Genomic DNA, 17,611 nt, shown 5'->3' with positions numbered 1-17,611 from the left:
AAGGGCGAAAGAGTGGATTGTCAGGACTTATGTCCGACAAAAGGCCGCACGGGCCGCCGATCGATCAGCTGCCCAGCCGGACGCGGTACAATTCGACTGCGGCTCCGCTGGTCCCGGCAACCGGCTCAAGCCATTCCGGCACGCTGCCGCGCATCAGCCCGGCAAGAAAGCCTGCCGGCGCCTTGGCGGCGAGGAGCTTGGTTTCGGCGCTGCCGGGGCACAGCGCGACGAGGCCGACGTGATGATCCGCCACGACCGTCCTGGCATCGGCATCGGACCCAAGGAAGGCATCGAGCGCCAGCAGGTTGCCGGCGACATTGCGATGATAAGGCCCGGCGAAGACGCGATGTCCGGAATAGGCCAGGATAGGCGATCCGAGATTGGAAATTGCCAGCACGGTGGTGCCGGGCAGGCGGCCGAGTGCCGCAAAGGAGGCCATGCGCTGGCAAGCGACATCGGCGCCGTCGCCATTATCGGCGGCGGTATTGCTGTCCTCGAAGGCGACCGAGGTTGCCGCGGCAGCCCCAGTCCAGACGGCATTCACTGAAACCAGCCAGACGGCGGCCATGCGCAGCGCCACGCCGCGCGACGGGCTGACCTCTGCCCGTTGACGCCATTTGGCAATCCAGGCGGCAAGCGGGATGACGGCGAAGGCGATCGAGAATGTCGAACCGCGCACCTGCCAGGCACTGACGATGAAGGCCACGACAAGCAGCGCGCCGACAAGGCTGTCCTGCCGCCGCCAGCCGCCACGGCCAAGGCGAAGCGCCATCAGCACGAGCGCGATGAGCGGCGTGGCATAGCGCGCCACCACCCCGGCCGGATCTTCAGCGAGCAGCTTGAACAGCGATTGCGCCTCGTCGATGTGATCAAGCCATAGCTCCTTGAGGCGCGGATCGAGGTTGGCATAGGGCGCTGCCAGGCATTGTGGGAACAAAAAGACGATGACAGCGGCCAATACCAGGGCAAGCAGGCCAAGCGAGGCGAACCGCCATCGGCGCGTGCGGCCGGCCGGCTCGATCGACGCTATCGCCGCAAGGCCGGTTCCGGCAATCGACCCGACGACGAACTGCACGGTCGAGAAGGCGTCGCATTGCGCCTGACCCCAGGCCGACGGCGCAATGGTGGCGACAAAGACGAGAGCGGAGACGCCGGCAAAGCCGAGGCCGAAATCCCTGGCGATCAGCCTCTCGCCATTGGCGCCGAGGGCGAACAGCATGGCAACAGAGGCGCCGATGGTGGCCACATAAGGCGCGACCTCCATGCCGACGGCCAGCATCAATCCGGTGCACAGGCCGGAGAGCAATGCCGCCGGCCTGCGCGTTGGCGCTTCAAGCAACAGGCTCAGGCTGGCCATGCTCAGCATCAGCTGGACATTGTGGTGATCGAGCGCGCCAGGCGAAAAAATGCCGAGGAAATACAGTGCGGCAGCGCCGATCACGACAGCGGGCAGCACGGCGCTGTCACCGGCAAAGCTGCGCGCGGCGCGAGCCGTGAAAAATACGGTCAGGCAGAAGAGCAGCGCCGGCCACAGCACTTGCGCAACATTCTCGGCAAAGGCCGCGCTGCCGGTCAGGGCCGATACGGCGATGATGATGGCGGCGATCGGCGCATCGACCAGCCGCGACCAATGCATGACGAAACCGCCTTCCAGGCCCATCCTGTACTGGTGGAGATCGAACCACCTTTGGCCGGCCAGCATGTCGCGAACTTCGACGAGGCGCAGCAGATTGTCGTTGTCGCCGCCGGCATTGGTCAGTGCCGGGAAGCCGGCAAAGGCATTGACGGCAAGCGCCAGCGCCGTGGCGAGCAGCGCCAGCGCGATATCGGACCTCCAAATGGAGGCGCCATCGTCGGCTGTGCTCATATCGGGACCTTTGGAAGGAATACGGGGCGGTTTAAACCTAGCCTTAACAGCTTCAATAAATAGTAAAGCCGCCCGAGCGAGGCCGGCGTTTGAGCGGTCAGGGGCCTCACAGGGCATCCGGAGACGAAAATGCCACAAGAAGTGCGCCATGAGCCAAGCATCGCCGTGCTCCTGCCTTGCTACAATGAGGAGCTGACGATCGGAGAAGTGGTGCGGCGCTTTCGCGAAACGCTGCCTGCCGCAGCGATCTATGTCTACGACAACAATTCGCGCGACCTGACGGCGCTCCGAGCCCGCGCCGCCGGCGCCATCGTGGTGCGCGAGCCGCGCCAAGGCAAAGGCAATGTCGTGCGCCGCATGTTCGCCGACATCGAGGCCGACGTCTACCTGATGGCCGACGGCGACGGCACCTATGCGCCGGAGGACGCGCCGCAACTGATCAACACGCTGCTGACCGAGCGCTCCGACATGGTGGTGGGCACCAGGCGCGGTGTCGCCAACGACGCCGGCAGGACAGGCCACGCCTTCGGCAACCGCATCTTCAACAGCCTCTACAAACGTTTATTTGGCTCGGACTTTACCGATATCTTCTCGGGTTACCGCGCCTTCACCAGGCGCTTCGTCAAGAGTTTTCCCGCCGTTTCCGGCGGTTTCGAGATCGAGACCGAAATGTCGGTGCACGCCTCGCAGCTCAAATTGCCGGTCAGCGAGATCGGCCTCGACTATGGCCGCCGGCCGGAAGGCTCCTCGTCGAAGCTGTCGACCTTTCGCGACGGCGCGAAGATCCTGTGGATGTTCGCCATGCTGATGAAGGAGACGCAGCCACTGCGTTTCTTCGGCGCTTTTTCGGTGTTCTTCCTGGCATCAAGCCTGTTTCTGATGGCGCCGGTGCTGATCGAGTTCGCCGAAACCGGGCTTGTGCCGCGCATGCCGACGTGGGTGCTGTCGGTCGGGCTGCTGCTGCTGTCGATGCTGGCGGCGGTGACCGGGGTAATCCTCGATTCGGTGTCGCGCGGCCGGGCCGAGCAGAAGCGCATCTTCTATCTGTCGATGCCTTCCGGCCGCGTCGAACGCGAACGCGCAAGTGCGCTCGCGACTTTGAAGACCGGACCGCGCAAGACCCCGCGGGCGGCTTAGAGCCCTAAATGGGACGCCTCGCCCGCTTCATTGTCGCCGGCGGTATCGGCTTCGTCGCCGACGCGGCGGCGCTTTGGCTGGTGTTGGCGATAGCGCCGCTTGGCCCCTTCGCAGCCCGAATCATCTCGATCGGTTTTGCCTTGTCCGTCACCTGGCTGATCAATCGCCATCTGACCTTCTCGCCTTCCAGCCGCGGCGTCGCGCAAGAGGGCGCACGCTATGGCGGCGTCGGCATCGCCACCAGCCTCGTCAATTATCTCGTCTATTGCGCCATGCTGTTCGCGCTGCCGATGGTGCCGCCGCTCGTCGCCCTTGCGGTCGCCTCGCTGGTTGCCATGGCGCTGTCCTTCCTCGGCTATTCCAAGCTGGTCTTCGACCGCTGAACGCACATCGCATTGGGGTCTGCGCCAGAAGCGCAGCCTCATCATGACCTTGGCCGATTGGCAGAGGCCGCCGATTTCCTTATATCGCTCTCGTCGATGCATCGGCCCGAAAAATCGGAATCGATTTTCGGAAAGCGCGATGCATGGATTCAAAGTGTTGGAGCGTATGTGCGTCCGGGTGGACGCACGTTCGTTGCAACTGCGCCGGAGAGCACCCATGCCCCTGAAAGTCGCCGTCCAGATGGACCACATCTCTACCGTGTCGATTGCCGGCGACACGTCGTTTGCGCTGTCGCTGGAAGCGCAGCGGCGCGGGCACCAGCTGTTCCACTACACGCCCGACCGGCTGTCGCTGCGCGAAGGCAAGGTGTTTGCCCGTATCGAGGCGATGCAGGTCCGCGACGAGAAGGGCAACCATTATTCGCTGGGCGAGAAGGTGCGCACCGATCTTGCGGAGATGGACGTCATCCTTTTGCGGCAGGATCCGCCCTTCGACATGAACTACATCACCACCACGCATATCCTCGAGCGCATCCATCCGAAGACGCTGGTGGTCAACGACCCGGCCTGGGTGCGCAACAGCCCGGAAAAGATCTTCGTCACCGAATTTCCCGACCTGATGCCGGACACGCTGATCACCAAGGACCCGCTCGAGGTCGCCGCCTTTCGCAAGGAGTTCGGCGATATCATCGTCAAGCCGCTCTACGGCAATGGCGGCGCCGGCATCTTTCACCTGCACGAGGCCGACCGCAACCTCGCCTCGCTGCTCGAAATGTTCGGCCAGTTGTTCCGCGAACCCTACATCGTGCAGCGCTACCTCAAGGAGGTGCGGGGTGGCGACAAGCGCATCATCCTGATTGACGGCGAGCCTGTCGGCGCCATCAACCGCGTGCCGGCCGAGCATGATTCGCGCTCCAACATGCATGTCGGCGGCCGCGCCGAAAAGACCGAATTGACGGAACGCGAACGCGAGATCTGCGCCCGCATCGGCCCCGCGCTGAAAGAGCGCGGCTTCATCCTCGTCGGCATCGACGTCATCGGCGACTACATGACCGAGATCAACGTGACCTCACCGACCGGCATACGCGAAGTGCAGCGCTTCGGCGGCGCCGACATCGCCAGCCTGTTCTGGGATGCCGTGGAGGAGAAGCGCAACTAGCCTCGCTTCGCGAGCGGCCGCGTTGCAAACCATTGCCGCCGTTGCGCTCAGCTGTTCCCCAAATGTTCTTGCCTTCGCCGGAAATCTGTGGTTGTCTCCGGTGACGCCGTTCGCGGCATGATCGCAAAGGCTTGGGGCAAAGCCTGCATCCGGGGTGAAGACATGGTGGCGCGGGTTCGCACGGTTGCTTTCCAGGGCATCGAGGCCGTGCCGGTCGACGTGCAGGTGATGATCGCGCCGGGCAAGGTCAACATGCACATCGTCGGCCTTGCCGACAAGGCTGTAGCCGAAAGCCGCGAGCGGGTGCAGGCAGCACTTCATGCATCCGGCCTGTCGATGCCGTCGAAGAAGGTCACCGTCAATCTGGCGCCCGCCGACCTGCCCAAGGAGGGCAGCCATTACGATCTGCCGATCGCGCTCGGTTTGATGGCGGCGCTCGGCGCCATTCCGGGCGACATGCTGGCCGGCTATGTCGTGCTTGGCGAATTGTCGCTCGACGGCACCATTGCCGCGGTGGCGGGCGCGCTGCCGGCGGCGATCGGCGCCAATGCCGAAGGCAAGGGCTTGATCTGCCCGTTCGCCTGCGGGCCGGAAGCGGCCTGGGCCGGCAAGGACTTCGACATATTGGCGCCGCGCAGCCTGATCGCCATCGCCAATCATTTTCGCGGCACGCAGGTTCTGTCACGGCCGGAAGCCGGCATCCATGCCGCGGCGCGCGACCTGCCCGACCTTGCCGACATCAAGGGCCAGGAGACCGCCAAGCGGGCGCTGGAGGTGGCGGCCGCCGGCGGCCACAATCTTTTGATGGTCGGACCGCCGGGGTCGGGAAAGTCGATGCTGGCGCAGCGGCTGCCGTCGATCCTACCGCCGCTGGCGCCCAGGGAATTGCTCGAAGTCTCGATGATCGCCTCGGTGGCCGGCGAACTCGGCGAAGGAAAACTCACCGACCGGCGGCCGTTCCGCGCGCCGCATCATTCGGCCTCGATGGCGGCGATGGTCGGCGGCGGGTTGCGCGTGCGGCCGGGCGAGGCTTCGCTTGCCCATCACGGCGTGCTGTTCCTCGACGAATTTCCCGAATTCTCGCCGCAGGCGCTCGATGCACTGCGCCAGCCGCTCGAGACCGGCGACTGCATGATTGCGCGCGCCAATCATCGCGTCACCTATCCGGCGCGTATCCAGCTGGTCGCGGCGATGAACCCGTGCCGTTGCGGCATGGCCGGCGAGCCGGGCTATCGCTGCCTGCGCGGCGATCGCTGCCGCACCGACTACCAGGCGCGCATTTCCGGCCCGCTGCTCGATCGCATCGATCTCAGGATCGAGGTGCCGGCGGTCTCGGCCAGCGATCTGATCCGGCCGGACCGGGCCGAGAAAAGTGCCGCCGTCGCACTACGTGTTGCCCGCGCCCGTACGATCCAGCGCGAGCGCTTCGAGCGGCTCGGCGCGACCGCCACCACCAACGCCCATTGCTCGCCGTCAGTCATCGAGGAGATCGCCATGCCCGACGCCGCCGGCCTGTCGCTGCTGAGGGATGCCAGCGAAAAGCTCGGCTTTTCCGCACGAGCCTATCACCGCGTCTTGAAGGTGGCGCGGACCCTGGCCGATCTCGAGACCAGCGAGACGGTCGGCCGCATCCATCTGGCCGAAGCGATTTCCTACCGCATGAGCTCGGAACGGATGGCGCAGGCGGCGTGACGTTCCCCTCCCCCTTGAGGGGAGGGTGGCCGCGAAGCGGCCGGGTGGGGTCGCCGGTGAGACGCTCGGCCTGTCGCATTTCGAAACCGACCGAGGTGCGGAGCGTTGCGATGCTCCTCCTAAGGCGCACCGTCAGAATTGGGTTGGCGCACTGCATTGGCGACCCCACCCGGCCCTTCGGCCCACCCTCCCCTCAAGGGGGAGGGGGACGCCGGCGCCTACCCTTGGCCGGCGTGCATCGTGCTTTCGGTTCAGCCGTTATCCCGCGCCTTCAGCTCCAGCCGCCGCGCGTGCAGCACCGGCTCGGTGTAGCCGTTGGGCTGGATGCGGCCTTTGAAGACCAGGTCGCAGGCGGCGAGGAAGGCGATGGACTTGTCGAAATCCGGCGCCATCGACCGGTAGAGCGGATCGCCTTGGTTCTGGCGGTCGACGATCGCCGCCATGCGTTTCATCGTCTCCATGACCTGCTCGGGCGTGCAGACGCGGTGATGGAGCCAGTTGGCGATGTGCTGCGAGGAGATGCGCAGCGTGGCGCGGTCCTCCATCAGACCGATGTCGTTTATATCAGGCACTTTCGAACAGCCGACGCCCTGGTCGATCCAGCGCACGACATAGCCCAGAATTCCCTGCGCGTTGTTGTCGAGTTCCTTCTGGATGTCCGCCTGAGACCAGTTCGGCCGCACAGCGACGGGCACGGACAGGATGTCGTCGAGTTTTGCCTTGGGCCGGCTCTTCAGCGCCGCTTGCACGGCATGGACGTCGACCTTGTGATAATGGGTGGCGTGCAGCGTCGCCGCCGTCGGCGATGGCACCCAGGCGGTGTTGGCGCCGGCCTTGGGATGCACGATTTTCTCGGCCAGCATCGCCGCCATCAGGTCGGGCATCGCCCACATGCCCTTGCCTATCTGGGCGTGGCCGGCCAACCCGCATTCCAGCCCGGTGTCGACGTTCCAGGCTTCGTAGGCGGCAATCCAGGCGGCCTGCTTCATGTCGCCCTTGCGGATCATCGGGCCGGCTTCCATCGAGGTGTGTATCTCGTCGCCGGTGCGATCGAGGAAGCCGGTGTTGATGAAGACGACGCGTTCTTTCGCGGCGCGGATCGCCTCCTTGAGGTTGACGGTGGTGCGCCGCTCCTCGTCCATGATGCCCATCTTGATGGTGTTTTTGGGCACGCCGAGCAGCGCTTCGACGCGGTCGAAAATCTCGACGGCGAAGGCAACTTCGTCGGGCCCGTGCATCTTGGGCTTTACGATGTACATCGAGCCGGCGCGAGAATTGGCGCGGCGCCCGTTCACGCCAACGTCATGCAGCGCGATCAGCGCCGTCAGCGCCGCATCCATAATGCCTTCCGGCACCTCGTTGCCGTCGCGGTCTGATATCGCCGGATTGGTCATAAGGTGGCCGACATTCCTGACCAGCATCAGCGAGCGGCCGGGCAAGGTCAGCGTGCCGCCATCGGGCGCGGTATAGGTGCGGTCGGGGTTGAGCCTGCGGACAAAGTTCTTGCCGGCCTTGGTGATCTCCTCCGCCAAGTCGCCCTTCATCAGGCCGAGCCAGTTGCGGTAGACCAGCACCTTGTCCTGCGCATCCACTGCGGCGATCGAATCCTCGCAGTCCTGGATGGTGGTCAGTGCCGATTCCAGCACGACATCGGCAATGCCGGCCGGATCGGTGCGGCCGATCTGGTTGTTGCGGTCGATGACGATTTCGATGTGCAGGCCGTTCTTGGTGAGCAGCACGGCTTCGGGGTCGGCGGCATCGCCGCGATAGCCGGCAAACTGTCTGAGGTCGGCAAGCGTGGTGGCGCCGGCACCCTCGCCGAGCCGCAATATGCCGTTGGCGACCGAAAGCCCGTTGACGCCGGCCCATTTGCCTGTGGTGAGCGGCACCGCCTCGTCGAAGAAGCTTTTCACCCAGGCGACGACCTTGGCGCCGCGCGCCGGATTGAATTTGTTGCCTCGCTCGGCGCCGGCCGTCTCCGGGATAGCGTCGGTGCCGTAGAGCGCATCGTACAGCGAGCCCCAGCGCGCATTGGCGGCATTCAGCGCATAACGCGCGTTCATCACCGGCACCACCAGCTGCGGCCCGGCAACCAAAGCGATTTCCGGGTCGACATTTTCGGTGGTCACGCTGAACGCCGGCCCCTCGGGCAGCAGATAGCCGATCTCGCGGAGGAACGTCTTGTAGGCCTCCATGTCGACGGGCGCGCCATTGTCGCGATACCAGCGGTCGAGTTTGTCCTGCATGGCATCGCGCTTTTCGAGCAGCGCCCGGTTTTTTGGCGAGAGATCATGGACGATCGCCGAAAAACCGTTCCAGAATGCCTCCGCCTCGATGCCGGTGCCCGGCATCGCTTCGTTCACGACGAAATCATGAAGCTCGCGGGCAATCCGCAATCCGGCGATCTCGACGCGATCGGTCATCAGGGCTTCTCCAGACGAAAGGCTAGGCCGGGCCTTTGGCATGTCACGGTGGCAGGGTCAATTCAGCTCAGGGTGAAGGTAGGGCGTTTTCGCTGCCGATCTCCCCCTTGAGGGCCCCTTGTGGGGGAGATGGCCGGCAGGCCAGAGGGGGTCGCCTCGCGTGGAAGTGCAACCTCTTCTTTGCACCAAATCGCGTCGCGCTTCATGCGAGGCGACCCCCTCGGTCGCCTTCGGCGACATCTCCCCCTCAAGGGGGGAGATTACGCGCTCACACCGCAATCCTTGGCCGTCCCGACGCCACCGCCACGACATGCGCCTCGATGAACATGCGCTGGCCCTCTACTGTGGAGACGCGGTATTCGCTGGCGATTTCGATCTCGGCGCTGTCGGTGCCGGCGTCCTTCGCCCGTCCAGCGGCAATCGCCCGCACATCTTTCTCCGCCGCGGCGATTGCCGCTGCTTCGTCGTTGAAATCGCGCACGCTTTCGCCTGAGGCGACGCGGAACAGCCCTTCCTTGGGCTGGCTGACCCGCGCCTCGGCCGATACCCGGACCTGGCCGACGACGGCGCCGAGCGCGTTGGCGACATCGGTATCCTGCGGCACCACGCATCGATTGCCGACCAGCTCGGCCAGACCGGCATAATGCAGCGGCGCCGAGGCGCCGAGGCCGATCACCGGACGGTCGAGCGCGACGCTCAAGCGGGCGATGCCGGGATGCGCGTCGACGGCGCGCTGGACCAAGGCGTGGGCGACGGTCGCGGCGCCATCCAGCCCATCCTCGGCAAAGGCGGTTTCGAGGATGACTTCGGCCGACAAACGGGTCAGCGCGGTCAGCACGCGTTCGGAAATCGCCTCCGGCGAGGCGGCGATGAACTGGCCGCGGCCGTCGCGCTTGCGGGCGAACAGCTCGGCACCCAGACGCGCCGCGGCCGCATCCCAATTGGCCTGCTTGCTCAGCACATGCGCCGCATCCGACGGCGTGAAGCCGGCAATATGCACCAGCCCGCGCGACACCAGCCGGTTCAAGGTGGCGTTCTGGGCATTCGAGGTCAGCAATCTGTCGAGAGCCTGCGGCACGGCACCGATCAGCTCGTAGAGCTTGGCTTCGGCGCCGGTCAGCCCAGCGGCGAGCCGCTCCGGCACGCCGGTCCGGACCGCCAGGCGGCCATCCATGCGGCCGGGATTGGGTGCGCGCAGCTGGCGTTCGAGCTCCGCCGTGACGGCCTCGCCATGCATCATGCCGGCCAGCGCCAGCGGCACCAGGCGGCGCGGCCCGAGCAGGATTTTTGGGCTGAGCACGCCGTCCTCCAGCGCCACTTCGGAATCGCCGCCGAGCCCAAAAGTGCGCATGGCGACGGCCTCGACCATGGTGCGGAAACCACCGACGGTGGCGCCTTCCGGATCGAGCCTGGGACGGCCCCCGTCGAGCACGGCGACGTCGGTGGTGGTGCCGCCGATGTCGGACACCACGGCATCGTCGAGGCCGGTCATGTGGCGGGCGCCGACCAGGCTGGCGGCCGGGCCGGACAGGATAGTCTCGATCGGCCGCTGGCGGGCGAAGGCGGCCGAGACCAAAGCGCCGTCGCCGCGCACCACCATCAGCGGGGCGGCAATGCCGCGGGCGGCGAGAAAGCCTTCGGTCGCCGCGACCAGCCGGTCGATCATCGAGATCAGCCTGGCGTTGAGCAGGGTCGTCAGCGCCCGGCGCGGGCCGCCGAGCTTGGCCGAGAGCTCGTGGCTGGCAGTGACCGGCAGGCCGGTCCTGTCGCGGATCAGGTTCCGCGCGCTTAGCTCATGCGCCGGGTTGCGGGTGGCGAAATAGGCGCAGACGGCAAAGCCGGACACCGACTTTTCCAGTTCCGGCAAAGCTGCCTCCAGCCCGGACAGATCGAGCTTTGCCGCATTGCCGTGGACATCGTGGCCGCCGGGGCAGAACACCACCGGGTCGGTGCCAAGCGCCGCCTTCAGCCCGTCGCGGGCAAGGTCGCCCTCGGCAAAGCCGATCATCACCAGCGCCACGCGGCCGCCCTGGCCCTCGACCAGCGCGTTGGTGGCTAGCGTCGTCGACATAGATACCAGTTTGATCGCTGCCGGGTCGGTGCCGGCCATTTCGAGCACCGCATCGACCGCGCCGGAGATGCCGACCGCCAGATCATGCCGCGTGGTCAGCGCCTTGGCCTTGGCCAGCACCTTGCCGCTTGGCCCGCCGGCCTCCGACCACAGCACGGCGTCGGTATAGGTGCCGCCGGTGTCGATGCCGAGGAACAGGGGTGAGGGTTTGGGCTTGGCGGTCATATTTGGGTCCGGAGAATTCGTCTCCGCCCCTTAGCGGATATGAACGGGCCGATAAAGGCACGAGCGCTGGGCCAAGGCAGCGTAATCTCCCCCTCGAGGGACCCTCGAGGGGGAGATGGCCGGCAGGCCAGAGGGGGGCGTCTCGCGTGGAGCGCCGGCATTCTCTGGCCGCGATGGCGTTGGCGTCAGGATGTACCGACCCCCTCTGTCGCCTTCGGCGACATCTCCCCCTCAAGGGGGGAGATCGCTAGGCTACCCCACAAACCCCACGCGCTTGTGCGAGCCATCGCAGAACGGCTTGTTGGCGGAGTGGCCGCAGCGGCAGAGGAAGGTGCGTTGCGTACGGTCGACCGTGTGGCCGGTGCCGGTGACGATTTCGACATTGCCTTCGAGCTTGAGCGGGCCGTTGGTCGTCGGCGTGACGGTCAGCGGGCCATTCCGCACCTCCAGCGCCGGCGTGTCCTTCAGCGCCGGCTCGCCGGTGGCGGTGAAGCCAGCCTTGGCGTGGCTGCCGTCGCAGAACGGCTTGTTTTCCGAGGCGCCGCAGCGGCAGAGCGTGGCGCGGTAAAACGTTTCGCCGCCCAACACAATCTCGGCATGGACGGCAAGCGGACCGTTTTCCCTTATGCGCACAATGTTGACCACCGGCGGCTGTTCCTGCGGCCCGCCATCCTTGCGGACATAGGTGATGGCGCCGGACGGGCAGGCTTCGGCGAGCGCCACGATCTTCTCGACGCTGGCCGCATCCGGATGGATCCACTGGCCGGGCGCGTTGGGCACGAAAACATGCGGATCGCCAAGCACGCAGTTGCGCGAATGGATGCAGCGTTTTCCCGAAAAGCCGATGTCGATCTTCTCGCCTTCGACCACTGCCATGGGTGGGTCTCCTGTCGGACTACGCTATGGCGACAGTCAGGACGACGTCAAGGCAGCATTCTCCCCCTCGTGAGGGCCGACCTCGGGCGCGGCGCTAAGGGAATTCCCATTTTTTGCTCGCAGCACCACATTTGTTCTTGCTTTGTGCCGGCAGCTATGCTACTAATTTACATATGGTGCCAATTGGCTCCAACGACCCGCCTGCCGAGGCGGGTTTTTTGTTTCAGCTTTGAATTCCGGTGCCGGCCTGCACTCGCGGGACGGCCCTCTCCCCCCTCGAGGGGGAGATGGCCGCGCAGCGGCCAGAGGGGGTCGGCACGACCGGACTCGGCCTACTGCTGCAGAACAGGTTGGCGCTCTATGCGCGGCGACCCCCTCTGTCGCCTTTGGCGACATCTCCCCCTCAAGGGGGGAGATCTGCCACGTCACGGAACCAGATCGATTTCCTCGGTCTCGCCGCCACTGCAGGTGTAGCAGCAATCGTCGCACTTTTCCGTATTGCCGGGGCCGACGCCCCAATAGGTATTCTCGTCGCCGTCGACCCAGGCGCCGTAGCAGATCGATTCGCCGTCACTGCAGGACAGCGGGATCGACTTGGTCTCGCCATCGTTGAGATAGTAATCCTGATTGTTGCCCGGCCAGACATGATCGCGGTCCTGGCTGTAGAGCTCGACGCGCATGGCGTTCGGATGGCTGTTCTTGATCTCGAAGGTGACATCGCCGGCATGCGCGACGGGCGCAAACAGCGTGACAATGAACAGCGACGCGGCGACGCGGCGCACGAAAGCGTAGGACGACATGATGATTTCCCCCCGGAACGACACGGCCTGTCTGGCGCGCGGGAGAGCATGGCATGACGAGCGCTGCTAAGGAAGACTCCCTCCGGCCGCTCTTGTGGCTCCCCATCGTCTCATCGGTCGAGCTTCAGAAGTATCCAGGTCGACCAGCCAAGAAAACCGACGGCGAGAGCCGGAAAACCGGCCCGCACGCGGCGGCCACCCAAATCATGGCCCGAATTTGAGCGGGTGCTCGCTACTTCTTGAAAGGAAGCCGCTCCTGCGATGGCTCCTTTTTCTTTGATCGACCTCGACCGGTTACCTCGCTTTCCGGTGAGAACTCGGCTCGGATTTTATCACGGAATCTCGGCCAAAGGAGATCAACGATATCGTTGATATCTCGCCCAAAAAGGGCGCGTTGCCCCCCCGCGACTACCTTCTCATATGCGACCGGAGGACGTTGCGGGGTGGCAACCTGCTCGTCGATCGGGACCGTTAATGCAACACCGGGAAGTATCCCAACACTTATGATGCGTTGCTGCTTAATCTTCAAATGAATCAGCGGGTCAGAAAGCTTCTTGTCAACAAGAACTTCGCCTTCGTCCAAAAAGATATCGCAGCTCGGATAGTCTGTTAAGCGAAAGCTTTTCAGTAGCTCCTTGGTCACTAGCCGCCCAAGGCCGTCGAACCCCGAGTTCCACAGCACTCTCTCACCCAGAGAGCCGATCAAGAACGCCCATGCCAATATCTGCGGCCACTTGCCAGAGACTTTTTCCGCAAGGCCTAGGCTAGGTGTGCCCCCTGCTGCTATTGTCACTATATATCCAGCCAGAAAGCACAGGATGCTAACGCTTCTCTGATCACTATTTCCGCCATCAATAGCTTTAATAATCAAATCAAATAAATTGACGCGGTCTTCAGGCTTCAATTCTTCAATGTTAGATAATCTATATCCGGGAGGCAGCGCGGATGAGACGGCCCGTTCAATATAAACGATCTCGTCTTTCCTACCCATTCGCCTGAGCTGTATGAGTTCACGAAGAAGTTCCGATAAGACCAAATAGGGATTTGATGCACCGTTGTCTTTGCCGTAGATTCCGAACAAGGTTAGCCAAACAGGGAGCAACTTCTCGCGAAGTTCGTCAACTTTCGGAGGCGAAGAACGAATTAGTCGCTGTGCTGAATCATACCGATCGATCACATCGGGCATGGCAACAAATGGCCACAAAGCGCCTGACCGGGCAAGCGTGAACGACTGCGTAGCCGTACATGACGCAATTGAAACTCGGCTAACGGGTCGGTTCGCTAAGATACAGGCTTCAGCAACAATAAGCCCAATCCAAGCGGCCTCGAGACCGCCTAAATCTGCTTCCCGCTCTGAGTCGTCTAGGCTGTCGAATAGCCTTCTGGGTAGGATATGGCACCAGGCTGAAAGAGGTGAAAAATCAGATCGTAGGGTTGCAAATCGCCCATATAGTCGCCTGCTGTCATCCTCGTCTATGACCAATGCGACCGGACGCCCAAGCAGGTATTCATCCCGAGGATTTTCGACCAAAACCCCGATCGATCCTTGGCGGTATGCTGGTTTCGGGAGCTGTGGACGCCAAGCGTAACCACCCCGAGCACCTTCTCCTACAACGAGCTTATTCACCTCGTCTTCGGTAGCTTGGAAGTATGTAAAATCCGAATCTCGGGCCATTACCACAGTTCCTTGTCGCTCGGTGCGCATGATGCCGCGAGCGACTGAGGGAGAGTGCCATCAAAGTATGCATCCATACTAGTTTTAGGTCTTGTAATCACCGTGTAGTAGGTCTCGGTTTGACGTATATGGCGTAGATCGTCACAAAAAAGCCAATGCACGGCTCTGAATTCTAAGCCCTTGCTACCAGCCTCGGTCACGATTGAAATGGGTCGATCTGGGTCGAACGAAGGGTCGAAGTTAGAATCGGATAAATCGATGGAACGCGCGCGAATGATCTGAGACAATCCACTTAATTCGGCGTCTGCCTCAAAGGCGTCGAAAACGGCCTGCCGATCCTGCCCTCTTGGTACAATCACACCCAACTTGTCCCCCTGCTCGATAAGAGTCGAATAGACTCTTGTCTGCGTTTTGAGTTTATCGATGACCGCAGCTATTTGCGACCCTTTACCTAGAGGCCCATGTGTCTCGGCATGCCCAGGCTTCGGACCCTTGTACAATGAAGTCGAAGACAGCGTTTCCCCGGACTGCGAGTTAAGAATCCTATCGGCGACCCGACAAAGCTCTGGGGCGAGACGGTAATGAAACTTAAGTGTCTTTACCGTCATTCCAGGAAACGTCGCCTCGACAGCGCCCAAACCATCGGAATCTCGGTAGATCTTCTGACGACTGTCCCCCACGAAGAAGACAACATCCGCCCATTCTTTTACCAGCTGAAGTTCCTCCAGATATAAGTCCTGGCCCTCATCAACAAGAATGGCGTCAAATTTTGGGACCAGCGAGTTTGTTGAAAACCCCAAAGCGCCACCAGCAAGCGTTCGCTTCCACAGCGCCAGGCTGTCATTGGGTCCCCTCACAGGCAGGGCAACTTTGTGCGACCGATAAAGGCTACGTATCCAACCTTCGACCGTCATGATAAGCGAGGGCGGAAATATTTCGCGCCTGCCGTCGTAGCATCCAGTCTTAACAAACTCTACCAAAGGCCGTGTGAAACTCAGAACCATAACTCCTGGCATACTCTGACTGCGTAGAAACTGAGCTCTTCTAAGTAAAACGTTCGTCTTACCGCAGCCAGGAGGACCAAGAATCATGTGGTTTTCTCGCAGCGGCAAATCCTCGATCAGTGCTCGTTGCGTATCATCTAGTTGATCTTTGCCAGTCCACCACAAACTCATTTTGACTGCTCTCGCGTAAGCCTGCTTGCCATTTCGACAAATGACTGCACCAAATCCTGCTCTATTCTCGACTCTATCCCATCCGCATCGGCATAGTCGGGCAGCGAAACGTTCTTTGCTATGGCATCGCTACCCTCCACCATCTCAAAGACAACTGAGATTTTTATCGCGATAGGGGGGTGCAACACCTCGACATCAATCCTCAGTGAAAATGATGCAGCCTCTAGTCCGTCGCCAGAAGGGCGTTCCCATCGAAGAACGATGGATTTCTGCAGCTCTGCAACGTCTTCCACTCTGTGCGTCGCCTGAATTTCCATTGCCGAGAGCCGAAAGGCCAGCTGTGCTTCCAAGTCCAGAACGATCGACGACAGACGGGTCCTTAGCGCAGATTTGGGTGTCTCTGCGGGTTTTTGCGTCCCGACTTTCGACCCCAACAACTGAAGAGTGATCGAGCTAAGAGTTCGATTCTCCATCTGAAAATCATCAAGTGATAGTTGAGCTCGCCGACGCCAATCTTTGTCTAATGCGCGCCGCGCCAGAAGTAACAAGTCTGGGTCAACATCCAAGGCGTTTACGACGGGCTCCCGAGTCGCAACGAGCCAAGCGAAGCGATAGCGGTTCTCACTTGAGGACGAATACTCTTGATGAAACATCTGCTCGCACATCACTAGGTCGTGCAGAACTCCACCGAGTTGGTAGATATCTAAAGCATGCCACAGTTCGGCGCTCGGAGGTTCCAACCGAAAGAGATATTCAGGCGGAGAATACCTAGAGGTCGCAACCACCGGAAGCTGACCATCGTGATCTGTTCCGAGCCCAACCGGATCGTATATATCTCTTAATACCGACAAGTCCAATAACGTCGTAGTTTTATAATCCTCGGATATAAATAAATTCGCGGACTTTATATCTCGGTGTGCAACGTTTCGCGATCTCAAAAATGCGCAGGCAGTGGCTACCTGAGATACAATACCCCTTATTTCACTTCTTGGGACCGAATCAAGTTTCGTGGAAAGCTCGTGACCAGGCGCCCGATTCATTAACAGGAAATATCTGCTTTCGAATTTTCCGCCGTCGTAAGTTTGGATCAAGTAAGGACAATCGTGCTCACCTAGCGAGACCTGCTTTGAGATTCGATTTGCGGTTTCCTTTTCTCGCCGCCCTGTAGAAAATTCGTTGTTGATTATCTTCAAGGCGCGCGCGCCTTCTGGCGATATCAAGGAGAACGTGGATGCGGTTCCACCTACGCCCGCGATGCCGCTAACTGACCAACCGAGGCCCTTGGCTTTGCACCAACGCTCCGCAATCTGTGCTTCTTCGCCAGAATCGTCCACGCAACACTCCCAAGCCGCTGACATAGAAGTTTTCTGCGCTGCAAAAGTCAATGCGTAATAGGGCCGTGTACACAGGAGCTATGCCGCTGACCCGCTCGACTAATCGGTCAAATTCTGGAGGGTATAAAAGAAATGGTTTATTTTTACAGCCCCATGGCTCGATAGGCGCTATGGATCTGATAATCATGCCAATTTGTATGTAGTTACAATTGTATGCTAGATGAGCTAAGTAGTGGATCGTGAAGTCGCGAGGTTGAGCGCTCCATGCCGAACTTTGGAATTTCTGCTTTCTTGCGAATCGTTCATATGAACGTCCACCCGCAACGAACTGAACTGCACCGGAGATCTAGGCCGCGAGAAGGCGGCTACGATTTTCATAGCAGCCTCCGCAGACTCTGCCACCGGTTGATGGCTGGAGAGTCGTTAGAGAGTTTGTTGACCGCGACTTCAACAATCGCACAAGCGCCAGAGAGACGATCTGCCCAACTTGGCCTCCAGCGACTGGATGCCTGGAGAACTCTAAATCCAGGCGCAATTTTGGAGTGTCCAGCGATTACGGTGCGAAGCTCTGGAGGAACATTTTCGGTTACCTTTAAGCCGAACTTTGGCCTCCGGGTTGGGGACCAGTCTGTCGCCATTCATGTTTGGAATACTGCGGCGCCACGACTGGAACCAAGACTGGTCCGAGCGATCCTCTCTTCAATCCGGCCTGCTTATCAAATAGCGGACAATGGGCCTGACGACATCGGTGTCTTGTGCGTAAGAACGATGCGCCTCATTCGTCTTGGCGACGC

12 protein-coding genes are annotated in these 17,611 nt (G+C 61.6%); 4 read left to right on the top strand and 8 right to left on the bottom strand.

Annotated features, from left to right (window positions below; translation table 11 throughout):
- Window positions 1-64: 64 nt before the first annotated feature.
- Window positions 65-1,867, bottom strand: a complete 1,803-nt coding sequence (locus tag NKJ81_RS04985; RefSeq protein WP_352539827.1) for a GtrA family protein — start codon at window positions 1,865-1,867, stop codon at window positions 65-67.
- A gap of 129 nt (window positions 1,868-1,996) precedes the next feature.
- Here NKJ81_RS04985 and NKJ81_RS04980 point away from each other — a divergent pair, with 129 nt between their 5' ends.
- The 4 genes from NKJ81_RS04980 (at window position 1,997) to NKJ81_RS04965 (ending at window position 6,238) form a co-directional block, all read left to right on the top strand.
- Complete coding sequence (locus tag NKJ81_RS04980) at window positions 1,997-3,004, top strand: glycosyltransferase (RefSeq protein ID WP_352539826.1); 1,008 nt, start codon at window positions 1,997-1,999, stop codon at window positions 3,002-3,004.
- 8 nt (window positions 3,005-3,012) lie between these two features.
- Window positions 3,013-3,387 carry a GtrA family protein gene (locus NKJ81_RS04975; protein ID WP_352472815.1) on the top strand — a complete coding sequence of 125 codons (375 nt, stop codon included), beginning with the start codon at window positions 3,013-3,015 and terminating at the stop codon, window positions 3,385-3,387.
- A gap of 217 nt (window positions 3,388-3,604) precedes the next feature.
- Entirely contained in the window at window positions 3,605-4,546 is a 942-nt protein-coding gene (gshB, locus tag NKJ81_RS04970; RefSeq protein ID WP_352491152.1) for a glutathione synthase, read from the top strand.
- Between the two features lie 162 nt (window positions 4,547-4,708).
- A complete protein-coding gene (locus NKJ81_RS04965; protein ID WP_352540027.1) occupies window positions 4,709-6,238 on the top strand; it encodes a YifB family Mg chelatase-like AAA ATPase in 1,530 nt (509 codons plus the stop codon).
- Window positions 6,239-6,489: 251 nt separating this feature from the next.
- Here NKJ81_RS04965 and NKJ81_RS04960 read toward each other — a convergent pair whose 3' ends face one another.
- The 7 genes from NKJ81_RS04960 to NKJ81_RS04930 form a co-directional block, all read right to left on the bottom strand.
- Window positions 6,490-8,661 (bottom strand): malate synthase G, encoded by a 2,172-nt coding sequence (locus NKJ81_RS04960; RefSeq protein WP_352539825.1) that lies wholly within the window; start codon window positions 8,659-8,661, stop codon window positions 6,490-6,492.
- A gap of 268 nt (window positions 8,662-8,929) precedes the next feature.
- Entirely contained in the window at window positions 8,930-10,957 is a 2,028-nt protein-coding gene (locus NKJ81_RS04955; protein WP_352539824.1) for a hydantoinase/oxoprolinase N-terminal domain-containing protein, read from the bottom strand.
- A 252-nt stretch (window positions 10,958-11,209) separates the two neighbouring features.
- Entirely contained in the window at window positions 11,210-11,833 is a 624-nt protein-coding gene (locus NKJ81_RS04950) for a CDGSH iron-sulfur domain-containing protein (RefSeq protein WP_352539823.1), read from the bottom strand.
- A 425-nt stretch (window positions 11,834-12,258) separates the two neighbouring features.
- Window positions 12,259-12,633, bottom strand: a complete 375-nt coding sequence (locus NKJ81_RS04945) for a hypothetical protein (RefSeq protein ID WP_352539822.1) — start codon at window positions 12,631-12,633, stop codon at window positions 12,259-12,261.
- Between the two features lie 232 nt (window positions 12,634-12,865).
- On the bottom strand, window positions 12,866-13,819 hold the full coding sequence (locus tag NKJ81_RS04940; protein WP_352539821.1) for a hypothetical protein: 954 nt from the start codon (window positions 13,817-13,819) through the stop codon (window positions 12,866-12,868).
- Window positions 13,820-14,307: 488 nt separating this feature from the next.
- On the bottom strand, window positions 14,308-15,483 hold the full coding sequence (locus NKJ81_RS04935; RefSeq protein WP_352539820.1) for an AAA family ATPase: 1,176 nt from the start codon (window positions 15,481-15,483) through the stop codon (window positions 14,308-14,310).
- Window positions 15,480-16,817 (bottom strand): protein kinase domain-containing protein, encoded by a 1,338-nt coding sequence (locus NKJ81_RS04930; protein WP_352539819.1) that lies wholly within the window; start codon window positions 16,815-16,817, stop codon window positions 15,480-15,482. Before NKJ81_RS04930 ends, NKJ81_RS04935 begins: the two co-directional genes overlap by 4 nt.
- Window positions 16,818-17,611: the final 794 nt, after the last annotated feature.

Origin of the sequence: Mesorhizobium sp. M0018 (assembly GCF_040323955.1) — a bacterium.
Classification (GTDB): domain Bacteria; phylum Pseudomonadota; class Alphaproteobacteria; order Rhizobiales; family Rhizobiaceae; genus Mesorhizobium.
This window is presented reverse-complemented; position numbering and strand designations above follow the sequence as displayed.